We start from the raw sequence: 19,282 nt of genomic DNA on the forward strand, positions 1-19,282 counted from the left end.
GAATAACGAACCATATTCACGATTGCACCGACTAATTTAGCTTTTTTCAACCTATCTTGATCTTCATGATTATCTGAGTGAGCATGAATTAAATAAATGGAAATCCTTAATACTTGTTCGTTCGTGATTCCTGTTATTTATTCATAGCTTAAAACTTTTTTTAAAGAATGCGTTTCGTAAATTGACATAGTTATCTAAAAAAAGTCACACTATAATCATTTTGGGATAAAATTGTATCTTGAAAATGGGAATTGAAAAATTTTGTTTGTAAAATTCTTTGCATTGTTGTAATTATTTTAGACATTATTAGTAGTGTCGCTTTATTTTATGCAATGAGCAAATATGATACTATAGGAACTTTTATTAATAAATGCAAAATAATCTCTTTAATTTATCAAATTCAGAAGCCAGAGCAATGAATTTGATTCTGTCGGACTAAAACTAAAATTCGTTGTTGCCAATTTTGATACTGCTGGGCATTACAATAAGCGCTTCCTAAGAAAAGAAGAGTGTGATCAAATCTTTTCGGTTATTCGAATCACGACTGTGATGGAACACAAAATGAAAAAAGTTCAACTGAAGAATCTACTTCTTCTTCCAGTATGGAAAACAAGGAAGTCGTCACCTCTCTAGAAACAGAGTCACTGGCTTTTGATCCTAGAGATGTGTTAGATGAAACGATAAAATCAATAAAAACGTTTGAAGATTACTTGAGTATGTCTCAGGCAATCATTACTAACTATTTTTCTGATTATGCAAGTCTAATCAAGGATGCTATTTTATATAATCGAGCAACGTTTGAAGAAAAAAGCAATATGAAAAATATAGCAATAAACGCCTAGTTGGTAAAGTTTCTTTAGTTGACTTTCTAATTGGCTATCTCTAGTTTGAAGATGTTAGCTTTGAATGATTTATTTTAGCTATCTATTTACAGAAACAGAGCAAACAATCAGTAAACTTTTAAAAGCTCACTGATTGTTTTCTCTGTTTCTACATTTTCCTGACACTGCTCGGAACAAATCGCCAACTTATAGTTCTGATCGATTGTTCGTAACCTGAATTTTTCATCATTACGCTTCTTCCCCATATCTATCAACTCTATCTGTTCTTTTAACTTAAAACTAAAAGAAGTAAAATCTTTGCTCAATCCAACACCTATTTTCTTTACATAACTTTCTTTCAATGTCCATAGTGAAAAAAATGTTTCATGTCCGTTTGACTGTTGCTCTTGAATCTGTGTCCATTCATCGCTAGAAAAAAAAGGCGCAAAATCAGACAAATTCATAGAAGTATCCATTCTTTCAACATCTATTCCAACTTCAGTATCGCTTACAGAACAACAAACATAGTTTCCAGCATGGGATAAATTATAATAAACATTGGCGTATTCTTTTAAATAAGGTTTACCATAGAAATTTTTGTTAAACGAGAGTTCTGATTCATCAATTGAAAAATGTTCCAACAACATTGCTCTTATCAAAAGTCCACCAATGAGTGATCTTTTTTTATCCATTGGGAAATGTAAACTATTGATTCTAGCTCGTCTATCTTCATCGATATAGCTCAATAAGCTAGTCCATTTTTCTGGATGGATAACCTCTCGAATGTCCACTATAGTTGTAAATAGCATACTCTCTCCTCGCTATCTTATTGTTTTTCTAAACTAAATACTGTTTTTTTATAAAGCTTTCTTATCGCTTTCATTCTTCTTTTATTAATTTCAATTGACCGTTGTTTGCTTTTTCACTCTCAATCTGTAGTTCATATTCCTTTGCAGCTTCAACGTCAAATGAACGAACAGCTGCACTGATGAAATAAACAGATATGATGCATAGTAACAACAACACACCTATAATCGAGAACCCTAACGGATCCTCCTTTTCTCGTATGACATCTGAAAACACTCCTGCCAGATGCACCAACATGAAAAATAACAGTGGCCGAACTGATACTACTTTTTTCTGTCTGTATTTCCATGCTTGTCTAAGAAGGATTAAAGATAAAACTAATCCACAACTTAATAAAAACATCGAACTAATAATAAAAGGTGGTGTTAAACTATGAATTTCTTCTAGAATCTTTTGGTTTGCTGGTGAATCTTCCTGTACAAATCCTGTAATTACTCGCTCTCTAAAAAACAACAAGCTTCCCAAACTAATCAAACCAATAACTGAAAGGATAATTTGGGTCAATGCAGTTATCACCATTAAAATAATTGGTAATTTGTAATATGCAAAGTATCTTCTAGGAGAAATGCTCGACTGTTTTTTTTCATATTCCATCATACTTTTTGTTCTCCTTTATCCATGCGAACGATTAGATGATTTTTACTGACTATTTTATGCAGAATCAATAGTGCTAGTTCTTATAATCGGTGGTAAAAATTCATGAACATTCAACTAATCGTTCTTTTTCTATTTTTAGAGAAATTCTCTTGTTAGTTTACCCTACAACAAGATTTGGATGAATCACTTTTTCAAGTCTACCGGCATTCATAACCAATATTGCGTCATATAATTTAGTAGATGCGTCTGTCAGTTTATGCGTAACGTGAATGCAGGTCTGGTCTTCAAGCTCCAAGATTTCTTTTTCAACAGATTCGGCAGTATTTTTGTCTAACGCACTGGTAAATTCATCTAGTAACAGAATAGGCGCTTGTCTGATCAATGCTCGAGCAATTGATATTCTTTGTTTTTCTCCGCCGGATAATGAATGACCATTTTCTTGGATCGGTGTATCTAAGCCCAACGGAAGCTCCTCAATTAAAGAATAAAGCCCAGAGCTCTTGACCGCCCAATTCAGTTGTTTATCGTCAAAAGTATTATACAATGTAATATTATCCCGAATGGTTCCCGAAAATATAAAGACATTTTGATGCGTTGTTGAGATTAAATCAAAGAAACTATTGCCCTCTATTTTTTGATACTCCAAGCTATCGACTGTAATTTTTCCGTTATAGTTTCCATAATAATTTTGAATCAATTTCAATAACGTAGACTTACCGCAGCCACTCTTGCCAGTAATCGCGTATTTTTTCCCTTTTTCAAAGTGAAAATCAAAATCTTTGAGTACGTTATTCCCTTCTTCATAACTGAAATCAACACCTTTAAAGGCAATGCCTTGTTGGAAATCTGTTTTTACAACGGGGGTCTCTTCGTTGCTTTGCGCTAAATCAAACAGCTCATCCAGTTGCTGTCTAATCCCTTGTGTTGACTTAGAATTATTAACCGCCGTCAAAAGAATATTAATTGGATTCATCACGCTATTCAATAACTGAATAACAGCTAATAATGAGCCCATAACTAATCCACCTTTTATAACAAACCAGCTTCCTAAAATCATTATAGAAAATACAATGAGTATCACTAAATTTTCATTGACTACTTTTGTTATTCCTTGACGAATATTGAACTTTAACTTTATGGATTCTAAATTTTTATTTGATTCATCGAATCCATTTTTCATTTTTTCTTGAGCGTTGAATGAACGAATCACCTCATAGCCGGATACTAGATCCTTCGTTTTGCTTGTAAACTCTGACATATTCGTTTGAATATTTGTTCTTAATTTGTTTAGTCCAATCCCTGTAAACGAAGACATCCCTAGAAAAACTGCTGAAATGATGATGACACCTAGTGAAAATTGCCAACTAATAATAAAAAGAGAGGCAACAGCTATTACAAAGGTTACAACTGATTGAATAATCAAAAAATAGGATTTGTAATAATTTTCTTCTAACGTTGTCATATCATTTGTCAAAATCGAAATATATTCTCCACTACTTTTATCATAGAATTTTTTGTAGCTTTTATTCATGATTGCGCTATAAGCCTTACTTCTCAGATTTTCAATTGATTCTTTAATATATTTAGACACCACGACTTCTTTTAGATAGTTGATAACAAAATAGGCTAAAATATAGATAATTGAAATGCCTATAGATCGTTTCAATGCATGAATATCCTTATCCATTGCGCAATCCAAAATCAATTTCATCAAAAAGGCAACAAGTACTGCCATACCAGCTGAAAATGCTGTAAACAATGTAGCCAATATTTTTAATTTCAAGTTATTCTTTTTCTCCACTACAATCTCCTCTTTTCATTTTTCATTTCTTACACTCCAGATATACTCTATTTAGGCAGACAATCTTGTTGAGAGAAGCAGCTGATTTCTTAAGAAAACTCTTAAAATGGATCCTACTGCCTCTCATTTTTTATATAGAAAGCTGCTTCATAGATTTAGTATTAATGGTCATTTTCATTCCTTTTTCCACAATATTCGCTATCAACTGCTGTTCAAAATCAATCAAAAATTCTGTAATCATTTGTTCTGAATATTTTTGCTGATTATATTGAACACCGATATTGATTCGACCGTTTGTTATTCTGGAATAACAATATATTTCATAGTTGACACAAAATTCTTTAGGCGGAATATTTCCAAATTCAATTGCTGAAAGAGACAAGCCATCTGTTTTTTCGACTGAACTACGTACCTCACCTAAATTATTGAATACGTAACGCGGCTCCATTGTGTAGTTATGTTCATTATTCAGATATTTTTTTATAGAATAGCCGCGCCCTTTGTTAGGTACCTCATTTAACACCCTATTTACATTGATCGCTCCTTGACTTTCCAAATCCGATTTTTTAAGTTTTACTGGATAAGGTGAAGTAAACCAGCCAATTGTTTGGGACAGATCCAAAATACCATAATCAAAAGTTCTCCCGTGAGACTCCAGTTCAATCAAAACTTCTTCTTCTTGTATCATCTGAAACAAGCTGTGTCCAAAACCTGTAACTAAGAAGGCATCCATACTGATATGGCTACGTTTGATAATTTCTTGTAGTTGCTTTGTTTCTTCATTCGATAAAGTAAATTCACAAAGTGCCATCTCTCCGATATAATTTGGAGTGAACTTAGTATCTGGAAGTTGTTGCAGGCTGTCCCAGTACGCCGCTTCTTCATTGAACTCTTTCCCTTCAGCATAAGCAACACTTTTTTCAAGCCATTCGTGGAAAGTACTTGACGAAGGTTGTAAACACTCTTTTTCACCATTATAAAGTCCTATCAACTCTTCCAAAAGAATCATCCAAGAAACAGTATCTAGTAAAAAGTGATGCAACGTTAGAACACAATAACTAGTCTGATTATCTGAACTATTAATCAATGTTACTCTGAACAAGCTTTTTTCCAGATCAATCATCTGTTCCTGTTTTTCAGCGATTGACCTAACTTGTTCTGCTGTTACTTTTTTATAAGTCAGCTCATTAATAACTAATCTTTGCTCAGTATTTCCATAAGCATGGACCCGTTTTCCTTCTCTTATTGGGTAGTAACTGCGCAACATTGCATGTTCAGTAAGAAGGCTTTGTAAAATATCTTCGATTTTTTGTTTATTGATTGTTTCTACATTTTCCAACAAAACAGTTTGAGTAAAACCATTGATTGCTGAAATCGAATTATGTTCAAGGACCTTTTGATGCATTGGAGAAAGAATCCGCTCTTCTGCAATTTCCTGTTTTTCGTGCTCGACAAGTGTCTTCAAGTTTGCTGCGATAGAAGCGATATCTGCTTGATTTAAAAACTCATTGATACTAATTGTATAATCATTTTCTCTAAGCGCTGATATTACTTCCAGTGCTTTAAATGAGTCTCCACCAATATCCATGAAATGTTTATTGAAATCTACTTGCTTCAGCTGAGGAATTTTTGCTAGAATCACTGATTCTACTACTTTCTCAGCCTGAGTTTCCGCTGAGCGTTCCTGTATCTTAAGTTTCTGCTTATCAAGTATTTGTAATAGTTTCTTTTCATCTACTTTTCCATTAATCGTTGTTGGCAGTTCAGCGACTGAAAGAATATGCTTCGGTATCATATAATACGGAAGTACATTCGATAGTTCTTTTCTGACCAGTTCTAACTTGTTGGGTGCTGTTGTAAATGCCACAATTTCCCATTTATCACCCATTTTATTTGCTATCACTTTACATGGATTTTGATTAGTAAAATGGATTAATTCTTTTTCAATTTCGGATGTTTCAACTCTGTAACCATTGATTTTCACTTGATTGTCTACTCTTCCAAGAAATTGAATATTTCCTTCAATATCCCAACGCGCAAAATCACCCGTACGATACACTCGACCAACCTTTGGCAATGTAACAAATTTTTCTTTAGTTTCTTGTTCCAAATTCATATAACCTTCAGCAAGTGTTTGACCTCCAACACAAAGTTCTCCTGAAAAACCACGAGGAGCCAATTGTAAGTTTGAGTCTAACATATAAATTTCAGCATTTGGAATAGCCTGACCAATGGTAACTTCTTTTCCCTTTTTAACTGCTGCAATTGAGCAATACATTGTTGCTTCTGTTGGTCCATAGCCGTTATAAAGGTTAATTGTTCCATTAATATGATTTATTTTAGTAACTAGCTCTTGGCCTAATGCTTCTCCGCCAAAAATAATATCCGTCAGTGTTTCAAATGCATTTAGCTCAACCATCCTATCAAAGCTATTTTCTATTCTTGATGGAGTAGTGATAAGCATAGTTATTTTTTCATCAGCAATCGTTTGAACCGTTTGCTCTGTAGAGAACCTCTTTTCATCTTCTAATAAAACAACACTTGCTCCGTTGTATAATGCCATCCAGAGTTCAGAAGAAAACATATCAAACGAAACAGAAGCCATAGATAATAATCTGTCCCCAAGTCCCAGGTTTAAATAAGTGTGCGTATTTGCTAGTAAGCTAGTTAATGATTCGTGTGTAAGAATCACGCCTTTGGGCTTCCCTGTTGTGCCAGATGTGTACGTTATATAGGCTCTATCAGTTAGCATGTATTCCTGCTCTGATACGTTCATACCAATATTCGTTATAGTATTCATATTATTGATAGCTGGCCACTCAATTTCCTTATCTGTAATAACTAACGTAGTACCACTATCTTCCAGCATATATCTTACTCGCTCTTTTGGTAATTCTACATCAATCGGTAAATACGCAGCTCGAGCTTTTAAAACTGCCAACATCGCAATGACAAAAGATTCCGTTCGATCCAGATAAATTCCAACTACCGAATTAGGTTTGACCCCTTCATTAATTAGTCTTAAAGCAAGCTCTTGACTTCTTTCGTCTAATTCCTTGAATGTCAACTTATTATTTTTGAATTTTATAGCGTTTCTCTCTGGATAATCACTAGCTAACTGTTTTAGTTTTTTTACTAGCAAATCATCTTTACCAAATGATTGCTTGTTTCCTGTTCCTATATCCAACAATTCCTGTTTTTGTGCAGAAGTTAGAATGTTGACATCCCGCAACTTGATCTCAGAAGCTGTTATTGCTTGTTCAATTAAATTTTCATAGGAAGTAAGAATCGTTGAAATAGTACTTTCAGCATATAGATCTGAATCATAATTTGCCATTATCTCGATTTGCCCATCATAATCCAGCACTTCAAATGAAAGATCATATTTTGACGTTTCTGGTGTTTTAAAATCCAAGCACGGTTCAAAAGCAACATTGTCAGCTTTAAAGCTGCAGTTGTCTTTTGCAACATCTTGAAAAATAAAAGCATGATGGAACAACTCTTTTTTCCCGTTATCTGTCTGATTGAGCTCATTTACTAACAAGTCAAACGGATAATGCTGATACTTTAAGGTTTCTTCATATTTATCTTGAAATGCTTTTAAATAGCTACTGATGCTATCTGAATTTTGGATTTTCGTTCTGATCGGTAATGTATTGGCAAACATACCAATCATGACTTTTGTATCTAAAATATCTCTATTGCCCGTAACAGTTCCTATCACAAAATCGGTTTTGTCCGCATATTTCATTAACATTAATTGGTAAAGCCCCATTAGAAATGTATTTACAGTGATTTTTTCTTGTTTACACCATTTAACAAGTTGATTAGTTAAAGAACAATCCAATAACTTAGGAATTGTTTTTCCATTGAATTGTGCTTCTTTGGGTCTAGAAAAATCAGTTGTCAGTGCTGTGTCAGGAAACTCTTTAAATTCCTCTACAAAGAAGTCTCGTTCCTTTGTGTAAGCCAACCCTTCTTCGTAGTATGCATAGTCTGAATATCTTCGAGCATCTTTAGAAAGTTCTTTTCCACTCATTAATCTTTTGAAATCCTCAATAAAAATATCCATAGAAAAACCATCCATAATAATATGTGAGAAACTGAATAACAGTCTCTGTTCCTTAGCACAGTCTTCGAGTTCCACTAAATGAGCTTCCCATAATGGTCCATCCAGTAAGTCAAACCCGCTGACTAGTTTAGAACTATTTTCTATGAATGTTGTATTATCCATTTTGTGTTGAAATACAGAAATCTCTTTATTATTGACTTGTTGTTTAAAGATCCCTTGGTGCTCTTCCACAAATTGAATGCTCAAGGATTCATGATTCGCTGCTAGTTTACCAAGAACTACTTTCAATTTTTCAATAGATAATCCACCTTTTACAGATAAAACCAAAAATGTATTATAAGCATTGCTGCCTTTACTCTGCTGTTCAACTACATACATTCTTTTTTCTGCTCTAGATAGTATCATCTTACTTTCAGGTTCTCTTTTTGGAATATCAATCTTTTGTGATGAGCAAATAATGAGCCGTTCTTGTTCTACTATCGACAAATTTTTTAGAACATCACTTACTTTAATGGCTTTATCAAATGCAAGAGTCAGTTTTGAAGCTAAGGACATTGCCAATAGAGAATTTCCTCCACTTTCATAAAAATCAGAATCGATCGAAAACTGCTCAGTTCCTAAGATATCTGTCCAAATTGCCATTATTTTTTTCTGAACTTCTGTTAATTCTTTTTCAGCACTTTTGATCTGAACAGTATTTGCTTTCTCAAAAACTGTTTCTAAAACCGCCTTATTCACTTTTCCGTTTGAGGTTGTTGGAAGTTCCTCCATGAAAATGAATAAATCAGGAACCATATAAGCTGGTAATAGCTCTTTCATTTTTTCTCGTAACGTCTCTTTTGATTGCTCACTACCTGTATAAAAAGTGGTTAGTTTTAGATTGTTCTGGGCATTCCCCATTATGGCAACAAATGAATCGTTGATACCTTCTAGTGTTATCATTTTATTTTCAATTTCACCAATTTCAATACGTTGGCCTCCAATCTTATGTTGGCCGTCAATTCGTCCAATGAATTCTATTTCTCCTTCGGCTGTCCATTTTACAAAATCGCCAGTTTTATACATTTTCTGTCCAGAAATTTCTTTGCAGGTTCGCTTTACAGAATTAGTTAACTGAGAATTGTCTAGATATCCTCGCATGATTCCTGGGGAAACAACATATAGTTCACCGACAGCACCTGGTGGAACAAGATTCAGATTTTTATCTAAAACAAGTACTTTAGTATTCAGCAATGGTTTTCCAATAGTAATTCTTTCACCGAGCTTCATATTTTCTTTCACAAGACAAATAACAGTTGTTTCTGTTGGACCGTATGCATTTTGAATTTCTCCACCAACGACATTTTGCACTTTTTCGAGCACTTCCGGTTTTAAGCTCTCTCCACCAATAATCAGCGTTTTAAACTTCTTAAATACTGTTGTTGCTTTCGGATGCTCAATCATTAAGTTGATACGAGAGGGTGTAGTAATCATACTTTGAATATTTTTTTCTTCTAATAGACAAAATAGTAGTTCCATATCCTTCCGTTGTGCTTCACTTGCCATCACAAACTCACCTTGTCGTCCCAAACAATAAGTTAGTTCATATAAAAACATATCAAATGAAATCGACGAAATTGAAACGATCGCTAAATGATCTTGCTCATACCGAAGTTCCATATCTAAAATTAGATTGATCAATCCTCTTCGTTCCATCAATGTTCCCTTAGGATTCCCAGTTGTCCCTGATGTATAGATAATATACGCTAAATCTGAATTAGCAGTTTTATCGACTAGCAACTCGTCACTATAATCAGCGATTTCAGCAGATAAGTCAGAAATGATAGCTGCATCTATTGCCAAATCAGTGATGTCATTATCCGTTAACAATAACTTTGCACCAGAATCCTTCAACATAAATTCAATACGGTCTTTTGGTACTGTTAAGTCCAATGGTAAAAATGCTACACCAGCTTTTAACAATCCTAGCATTGCCAATACTGTATCAACAGTTCTATCCATATAAATCCCAACAATATCGCCTTCACTTAGTCCCTTATCTAAAATCATCCGTGCAACTTGATTTGTCACTTTGTCAACCTGATCATAGGTATAAGACACAGCTGAATCCGTTAAAAATACTTTTTCAGGCTGGCATGTCAAGCGGTTCGCTAGAAAACTTGTTAGAGACTCTTCACTAAATTTATGTTCTAAGCCATTATTATGATAAAGCAGTTGTTGCTTTTCACCTTCACTAACAATATCCAGTTCATCCATTTTGGTATCGATTTCATTAGCCATTATGTTAAAGACTCTCGTTAAATGATTCATCATCTTTTGAATTTCAATTTTCGTAAATGTAGCTGAACAATACGTAAATTCAACGCTGAATAATTCTTCTTGGAGCATTGCTTTGATGTTCAATTTATAATTATTCTGTTCTTCACCAATGATCTCTTTAAATGCTATTGGTGCATCAGCTTGCTCCTGTTCAACACTAAAAGGATAGTTTTCAAAAGCAAGAATATGGTCAAACAGATTTCCTTTGATACCTGCTTCATGCTGAATATCACCTAAACTACAAAATTCATACTCGCAGGAAATATCTGCATGCTTTTGGCCTCTAAGTAAAATATCCTTCACGGAATCATTTTGCTTACATGAAATTCTGGTCGGTACTGTATTGATATACAACCCTACACCTGTCTCAATATTGTCCAGTGCTAAGTTTCTTCCAGAGACTACACTGCCAAACATCACGTCATCACTATAAGTGTATTTTTGCAATACAATTCCCCAAGCAGTTTGTAATGCCGTGTTTACGCTAATCCCATATTTTTTCAAGTGATGATTCATTTTTTTAAATGTATTTTTTTCCAAGGTAAATGCATGCTTTTTAAATGCCTCAGCTTCTTCAACATTACCAATTAGTTGAAAGTTCGCTTCATAATTTTCTAAATAATTCCGCCAATAAGCCAATGCCGTTTCTTTTTCTGAATGTTGAATGGCTTCAACGTATTCACCAAAAGAAAATAAGTTTTGTTCTTGAATCACACATTCTTTTTGGTTTAATAAATTCTGAAAATCACTAAGTACAATGCCCATACTCCACCCATCAAGTAAAATGTGATGGAAACGAATCGAAAGGACTTGCTGATCCTCAAACTGAAACAATACCGCTTCAATAAGTAAATCTTTTTCAAGATTAAATTTTTGGGCTTGAGCCCAAAAGACTTTCATATCCTCATCATTTTTTTGTCGTTTTGAGAAATCAATTACAGTGATTTTCGTTTTTCTTTTTGAGAGAACAATCTGCACAGGTGCTTTGGTTTTTTGATACATGAAAACCGTTCGAAAGATATCATGTCGATCAACTAGCTGTTGAAAAGCACTTTCTAATACTTCTTCTTTTATCTCTCCTACAACTGGTAAATATAATTGAACTGTATACTGATCGTTTGCTTTACTCATTTGAGAGTGCAAAAGCATTCCCTGCTGAATTGGAGTCAATGGATACATTGCGCTAATATTATTTTTCATTTTTTTTCCCTTCAAGTATGCTCGTTCAATGCCAGAACAAAAAATGATTTTGCTCTGACATTGAACGAGCTATTTTCTTAATCCTTGTATAAATCTCTTTTTAAACTACATCACTTAACATATCGAAAATGCTATCAAGCTCATCTAAATCGATATCTGTACTGTTTAGTTGCTTTATGTTAACTTCTGTCAATTGCTCTTTTTTATCACAGATAAGTTGCAGATGATTCATTATCATTGCTAGCAGTTTTTCAATAGCTTTTTCTTGATAAAGCTTCTGGTTATACGATAACGATAATTTTAATTGTCCATTCATGATAACAGCATTGAAAGAAAGACCAATCGACAAATCGACTTTGTCTGCTATTTCTTCACCAGTATAAAAATCTTCTATCTCAAATGCTTGTTCTGATTGATTTTCTCCACCCATTTCACCAAGATAATTGAAGAAATGCTTATTCGAGCTGTGGTACATCTCATAAAGCTGATTTTCGCCATCTTTTTCTGCTAAATAACCAAAACCTATTCCTAAATTAGGAACTTTTTCCATCGTCAAATTAATATCTCTGACAGTTTCCCAAATATCAGTTCTTTGGGTGAATTTAAGAGGATACATGGAAGTAAACCAACCAACGGATTGTGAAACATCAATTTCTTCAAACATTTCCAATCGACCATGACTTTCAAAAAATACTGTGGTTTCTTTTGTTTCGTTCAATTTCATCAAAGCATCGACGTAACTGCTAAGCAATGCGGTATCAAACTTTATCTGCTTATCGTTAAATACAGTTTGCAGTTTCAATGTTTCCTCCTGTGAAATCATCTGCTCTATATGCTTAACTTCGACCATCGAACTTCTCTCAGTTTCAATATGTGAGGAACAAAATGCCTTCCAATAGTTTCTTTCCTCTTCAAAGAGTTGTCCATTTTTAATGGTATCCAAGTTATTGTAAAAATCATTAACCAGCTCACTTTTTTGTGTCAGCTCTATAGGCTCATGCCTATCCATAAGGTTAGATAAGCGATTCATATCTTCTGTTAAAATCCTCCATGATACACCGTCTACTACTAGATGACTCACTGCGATAAAGAAATAATCGTGTTCTTCAGTGTGAATAATACAAGCACTAAACATTTGTCCTTCAGAAGGTTTGACCTCTCCTTGAATTTTTTGACTGACTGCTTTGATTTTTTGCTGCACATCGGCTTCTTTTGCCGTTGTCTCATTCAATGAATAGCGAATATCAGTAATAGGAAGGATCACATGCACAGGCGTTGTTCCTGTGTTGTTAATTTGAGATCTTAAGCTATCATGGTGACGTAATAAGGCTTCAATGATTTGCTCATATTGTAAACGGTTTTTTCTAGTCGTTTTTAACACGATAGATTGATTAAACACTAAATCCGAATCATTCAGTCGAAGATATTGCTTTTCCAACGAAGTCATTTGGCTGACTCCAGAAAATGCTGACCTTTCCTGCTTCAGACTTTGCTGCGTAGTATCAATATAATTCGCAATTGATTGAATGTTTTTTAAGCAAATAATATCCTTCACTGATATGTTGATACCTTCTGCTCTCATTTTCCCTACAAGTTGGATTGCTTTGATAGAATCTCCACCTAAACGATAGAAACTTTCCGTTTTACTAGTTATTTCTTTCCCTAGAACCCCTGTAAAATGCTTTGCAATCCTCTTTTCTTGGCTACTCATTTGAACATTTTCTTCAGTAGCTTCTTTTATTGGAAGTTTTTCTAAAAATTTCATGTCTACTTTTCCTGAAACTGTCATTGGAATGGCCGCCACTGCTACATAAAAATCTGGAATCAGGTAATAAGGTAAACTATTCGATAATTGTTCTGTAATTACTTGTTCCTCAAATTCACCAACTAAGAAAGCCGTTAAGACTTGATGATTTAACGATTCAGACTTCAAAAGTACAATTGCTTCACGAATTCCTTCCAGCTGTTTTAAAGCCGTCTCTATTTCCTTAAGTTCAACTCTGAAACCTCGAATCTTCACTTGACTATCTTTTCTACCTATATATACGATTTCTCCAGCGCTTGTCCATTTTCCAAGGTCCCCAGTTTTATAAATTTTTGGATTATTCAAATATGGAGCATCGACAAAACTTGCCTTTGTTTTTTCTCTATCCGCTAAATAACCTGTCCCAACTCCAATACCACCAATAGCGATTTCTCCAACACTTCCCAAAGGCAGTAAATGATTATTACTATCAACGATATCTATTGTATTTCCAGTAAAAGGTGTACCGACTGTCACAGTATTGTTTCTCTTTGTGAATTCTTTCCCCGCACAGAATATCGCAGCCTCAGAAGGACCATACATATTAAAAATTTTGACTTTTTCATACGATAACAGTAAATCTACCGTTACCTGATCTAATGCTTCTCCACCTAAAAATAATCCTTTCAAAGCCGTAATACTCTTGCAGTATCGCTCTTCAGTCATCATCATCCTAATTCTTGATGGTGTAGCCCACAATAAGCTGATTTTATTAGAAACGATCATATCGTTAATCTTGTCGTTATCTAACCGTTCTTCTTCAGTTGATATCACCAATGTCCGACCCGATCCAAGAGCCATAAACATCTCAACAATAAACATATCAAAAGATATTGACGTTAATGACAATACATTTCCCATTTGACTACAAGCATTTGCTAATTCAACAATATTTCTAGTACTATTCAATAATCCCTGATTTGTGTTTACTACCCCTTTGGGTTTACCAGTAGTTCCAGAAGTGAATATAATATAGGCTGAATCTTCACTTCGATAAGCAGCCGGCGTTTGCCTAAACACATGAGTAAAATCAATATTGTTCACATTCCAAATTTCTGTATCTGTCTCTAACATGATCTGATCATCATTTGTGCAAACGATTGGCGCTTTAGCAGTTTCAAGCATGTACGTTATTCTATCGATTGGTAGTTCTTTATCAATCAGAATAAACGCGGCGCCAGCTTTTAAAGCTGCAACAACAGTCACAGGAATTTCTATCGATCGGTTCATTAAAATAGCAATAGGTACATTTTTTCCTAACGTTGTTTGCCTAATTCTATCTGCTAATTGAGATGAGCGTTCTTCCAGCTCCTGATACGTAAGCACTTGGTCACCTATTTTGCAGGCAATTTCAGCACTATTTTTAGTAAATACATTTTCCAAAAATTGCTGAATTGTTTCTTCACTCTTATTTGGTACGCTCCCTCTGAATTGAGACAGTTGATTTTTTTCTGTCTTAGTTAAATAATCCATTTCAGATACATCGTTATTTAACTGCTCTTCAACTGTTGTCAACAAGTTAACGTAGCTTTCCATTAAATGGTCAATTATTTCAGATGAATAAATTGTTTCATCATAGTTCACTAGAAATTGGATTTCATTTTGGTTCAATTCGGCTTCAACTATCATTGGGAATTTAGGATCTGATGCATTAAAGTTATCTGATATAGTCTTTAAAATAGGCGACTCTATATTGCTGCCATTATCGAATTCTTGTAAGATAAACAATTCATTGAACAGTTGCGGTACATCAGTTCCATTTACTTCATTTGCTTTATCAATAATCTCATTAAGAGGAACCAAATCATTCATCACAGCTCCAGCAATTGCTGAACGTTGCTCCAATAATACTTCTCTTAATTTTTTCTTTTCATTCAATCTCATTCTAACTGGAACTGTATTTGCAAACATTCCAATAATTTCTTCACTTCTAGATACAGACCTCCCCGAACTGATTGTTCCGAAAAAGGTATCATTCACGTTCATTGCACGACAGCGTAAAATTGAAAATAATGAAAAAGTAAGCTGATAAAGCGACATATCTAATAATTGAGCTGTTCGTTTCAATTTATTTACAGCCGCTTCTGTCATTACAAAAGATGCATTTTGTCCCTTCGCTTTCTTAGTAACACCAGTTGCCGCTTCTTGACAATCAAAATTTGAAACAGCTTCCGTCCAGTATTTTTGACTTTCTTTATAGCTTTCTGATTCTGACAATGTTTCTTCAAACAGCGCGTAATCTGTGTATTGAAATTCCACCTTCTCAAGTACTTGATCACTCAGTAGGCTATTGAGTTGTTTTAAAAGTAATTCGATGGAAAATCCATCAATAATAATATGATGAAAATTAAGAATCAATAGTTGGCGATCCACGTTTCTAATAAGCATAAACTGATATAGTGCTCCTTTTTCTAGATCAAATGCTTTTGTGGCAGCTGATACATCTTCTTCAGTCAAAAGGTTTTTATATTGTTCTACAGAAACTCGGTCATTTTCACGAATATATTTCCTAGCTACTCCATTTTCATCGTAACGATAGTTAGATCGCAAATTATCGTTTGACTGAACGATTTTTTCTAAAACTTTAGTTAGATGTTCCAAGGAAATATTCTTAATTTCAATGCCTTGAACCAAGTTATACATTTTACTATTTTTTTCAGAAGCCTCAAAAATAGAGAATAATCGAGTTTCTGTTTTTGTTAGCGGATATGTAGCTTGTTTTTCTCCTTTAAGTAAGGCCAACCCATTTGGTTTTACTTCTTTTATTAATACAGCCTCTTGTGATTCAATCGTTGAAGCCTTAAAGAAATCATGCAGCATAAATGCTTGATCAAAATAGGCTTGAATCTTTGAACATAAGATCATAGCAGTAAGAGAATTACCACCAGCTGTAAAGAAATGATCTACTGTGCCAAATTCCTCATGTCCCAGAACTTCAGCCCAAATAGTAAATAGGGCTTCTTGAACAGCTGTGGCTGGTTTCCTGAATTTTTTCGTTGTAGTTTGAGTTGCAATGAGATCTGTATAATATTTTTTATCAAATTTTCCAGAAATCGTCGTTTGAATACTCTCTTGGTGAATAATAGAAGTAGGCACCATATAATCTGGTAAAATCTGTGATATCAAATCTCTAATTTGCTCAACATCTTTCAATCCTGTAATGACACAGCCTAACTCAGCTTGATTGCTTTTATTTTCATAAGGAAAAACTGTTACGCTGGTAACGCCTTTAATATTGGCAATTATTTTTTCTATTTCTTGTATTTCAATTCTTAAACCTCTGATTTTGATCTGATCATCTTTTCTTCCCAAAAACACCAAATAGCCATCTTTTGACCAGCTACCCAAATCACCTGTCAAGTAAAGCTTAGAAGACGGATCGATTGGGTTAGCTATAAATTTCATATTTGTAAGATCTGGTCGATTGATGTAACCTTCTCCAACAGGTGTTCCGCCAATACAAATTTCTCCCGTTACACCAAAAGGAACAATGTTTTTTTCGTCATTCAAAATATAGAGTTTACTTCCCACTGCAGGCTTACCTAGATACTGGCTGTTCTCTTCTTTCACTTCCATTAACGTATTATAAATAGTTGTTTCAGATGGCCCATAGGCATTGAACAATTTGGCTGTGGTTAGTTCTTGTACTTGTTTATATAAATTTTCTTCAATCTTTTCTCCACCAACAATAAAATTATTTATTGTTTGAAATGATTCTGGATACGTGAGCAAAAGAGAATTTAGTCGACTCGGTGTTGTCAAGATAGAACTTACTTGATGTCTCAATGCTGCTTGGGCAACCTTATGATTATCTTTTCTATCTTCTTCTGAAGTAATGATTGCTTTACCTTTGGCTGCAAAAGTACATAATAGTTCAGCTATAAACATATCAAAACTCAAAGAACTTAAAATGATACTAACTGGTCGATCATTCCCTACATATTTCCCTAAATAATCTGCCATATTAGCTGTTGCTTTTGATTTTAAAATAACACCTTTAGGTTTGCCGGTCGTTCCAGAAGTATAAATGACATACGACGAGTCGTCTGATTTTGTTTTCGCTGGTGTGTCATAACGAGTCGCTACTTGAGCCAATTCATTTATCTGGATTCCTACTTTTTTACACTTCTTTGAAGAAAATGGTACTTCAATAGAATCGAAAACTAACAATCCCGCTACCTCAGAATCTTCCATCATTAATTCAAGTCTTTTAGCTGGTAAATCAGGATTAAGTAATAGAAATGCATGACCTGCTAGAATAGTACCAAATATCATAGCAATCAAATTTAGCCCTCTATCTTCATAAATTGCGATCATCTGATTTCGATCAACAATATTTTTAGCAATTTCTTGAGCTATATAACTCGCTTTATTTTCTAGTTCCTGATAAGTCCATGTTTCATTTCCATCAGTCAGTACATCCAGAGAATTAGCTTCATTGAAGATTTTTTCTACAAACTCTTTTAGCGTATCCGCTTCAACTTCTGGAAAAGATGTATGGTTAAATGTTTCTGTAATAGTTAGAAAGTCCTTTTGATTAACTAATTTTAACTCAGAAATTTTCTGATTAAATCCTTCCGCTAGCCCTTCCATCAAGACAATCATCGTTTGCCCAAAAATATCAATCAATTGTTGGTCAAACAAGTTTGATTGCCACGTAAATAATAATTCTGTCTCTTCTCCTGGATAAATAGCGATTGATAATGGAAAATGTGATTGTTCTTTAGAGTTAAGTTCTTTTATTATGAGACCAGTACCTTCAGTAACATGAGAAAGATCCAGATCATAATTTTCCACTCCAATAATTGTATTAAAAAGATTTTGACCTAAAGGGTGATTCTCAATGATATTTTCTAAAGGATATGACTCAAGTTCAAGCGCCTGGTTACCGAATTTTTGCATACGTTTTAGTAACTCTAATACACTATCACCTTGTTGATATCTCATTCTGACAGGAAGTGTATTAATAAATAAACCAATCGTATCTTCAATTCCATCAATTGGAATGTTTCTTCCTGAGACAACATTTCCGAAAACAAAATCTGATCTGTTATATAATTTAGCAACTGTCAGTCCCCAAACAGTCTGGAATAGCGTACTAGAAGTAACGCCAATTTCCCCAGCCTTTTTCAGCACATCCTTCATAAGCTGTTTAGATAGTTTAAACCTTTTTGATTTCACTTCGGCTTTTTCGTTTGTAGGCTTTTCTAAATGAAGCGGATCGCTGTATTCAGACAGATATTCTTGATAAAATTGTGTTCCTTTTTCTAATGAATCACTTGATTGCCACTTCACATATTGTTTATATTGAATCGGCTCAGCTAATTTTTTTCCAGCGTAAAGACTGAATAAATCTCTTAAGAAAATATCTAAAGACCATCCGTCCACAATGATATGATGAAATAGAATATCTAATTGAGCAGTAGTTTCGTCGCTAATAAATAGATAGCCTTTTACTAAAGGTCCTTTCTCCAAATCAAATTCTTCTTTTTCCCAAAATATCGTGCTGACTTCTTCATCTTTTGTTTTATTCTGAATAATACTCAAATCTGAAGTAACTTCCGAAAAGACCACTTGCATCAATTTCTGATAGTTTTTTTGAGGGAAAACAGTTCTAAGACTGTCATGTCTGGCAATAACTTGTTCAAAAGCAACTGATAATCGATTGACATCTATCGTTCCTTCCAACGTTAGACTGATTTTTACAGAATAATTTTCATTATCCTTTTTAGAATGAAATAACATTGATTTCTGTATGGCATTAACTGGATATAAATCCTTAATTTTTCTTTTCATGGTAT

6 protein-coding genes are annotated in these 19,282 nt (G+C 34.1%); 1 reads left to right on the plus strand and 5 read right to left on the minus strand.

Annotated features, from left to right (window positions below; genetic code table 11):
• The first annotated feature begins 602 nt into the window (after positions 1-602).
• Positions 603-842 (plus strand): hypothetical protein, encoded by a 240-nt coding sequence (locus AC4BBR_RS10540; RefSeq protein WP_490459501.1) that lies wholly within the window; start codon positions 603-605, stop codon positions 840-842.
• Between the two features lie 107 nt (positions 843-949).
• Here AC4BBR_RS10540 and AC4BBR_RS10545 read toward each other — a convergent pair whose 3' ends face one another.
• The 5 genes from AC4BBR_RS10545 to AC4BBR_RS10565 form a co-directional block, all read right to left on the minus strand.
• Positions 950-1,630, minus strand: coding sequence for a 4'-phosphopantetheinyl transferase family protein (locus tag AC4BBR_RS10545; RefSeq protein WP_490459502.1), 681 nt, complete (start codon positions 1,628-1,630; stop codon positions 950-952).
• Positions 1,631-1,700: 70 nt separating this feature from the next.
• Positions 1,701-2,285 (minus strand): hypothetical protein, encoded by a 585-nt coding sequence (locus tag AC4BBR_RS10550; protein WP_490459503.1) that lies wholly within the window; start codon positions 2,283-2,285, stop codon positions 1,701-1,703.
• A 157-nt stretch (positions 2,286-2,442) separates the two neighbouring features.
• On the minus strand, positions 2,443-4,086 hold the full coding sequence (locus AC4BBR_RS10555) for an ABC transporter ATP-binding protein (protein WP_490459504.1): 1,644 nt from the start codon (positions 4,084-4,086) through the stop codon (positions 2,443-2,445).
• Positions 4,087-4,216: 130 nt separating this feature from the next.
• Positions 4,217-11,677 (minus strand): amino acid adenylation domain-containing protein, encoded by a 7,461-nt coding sequence (locus AC4BBR_RS10560; RefSeq protein WP_490459505.1) that lies wholly within the window; start codon positions 11,675-11,677, stop codon positions 4,217-4,219.
• A gap of 100 nt (positions 11,678-11,777) precedes the next feature.
• Positions 11,778-19,277 (minus strand): amino acid adenylation domain-containing protein, encoded by a 7,500-nt coding sequence (locus tag AC4BBR_RS10565; protein WP_490459506.1) that lies wholly within the window; start codon positions 19,275-19,277, stop codon positions 11,778-11,780.
• Between the last annotated feature and the right edge of the window lie 5 nt (positions 19,278-19,282).

This window comes from Enterococcus sp. AMC1251 (genome assembly GCF_058216535.1).

Bases quoted from the DNA above. Each gene is read 5' to 3' on its own strand.
- AC4BBR_RS10540 (WP_490459501.1), top strand. From the start codon at position 603: ATGGAAAACAAGGAAGTCGTCACCTCTCTAGAAACAGAGTCACTGGCT.
- AC4BBR_RS10545 (WP_490459502.1), bottom strand. From the start codon at position 1,630: ATGCTATTTACAACTATAGTGGACATTCGAGAGGTTATCCATCCAGAA.
- AC4BBR_RS10550 (WP_490459503.1), bottom strand. From the start codon at position 2,285: ATGATGGAATATGAAAAAAAACAGTCGAGCATTTCTCCTAGAAGATAC.
- AC4BBR_RS10560 (WP_490459505.1), bottom strand. From the start codon at position 11,677: ATGAAAAATAATATTAGCGCAATGTATCCATTGACTCCAATTCAGCAG.
- AC4BBR_RS10565 (WP_490459506.1), bottom strand. From the start codon at position 19,277: ATGAAAAGAAAAATTAAGGATTTATATCCAGTTAATGCCATACAGAAA.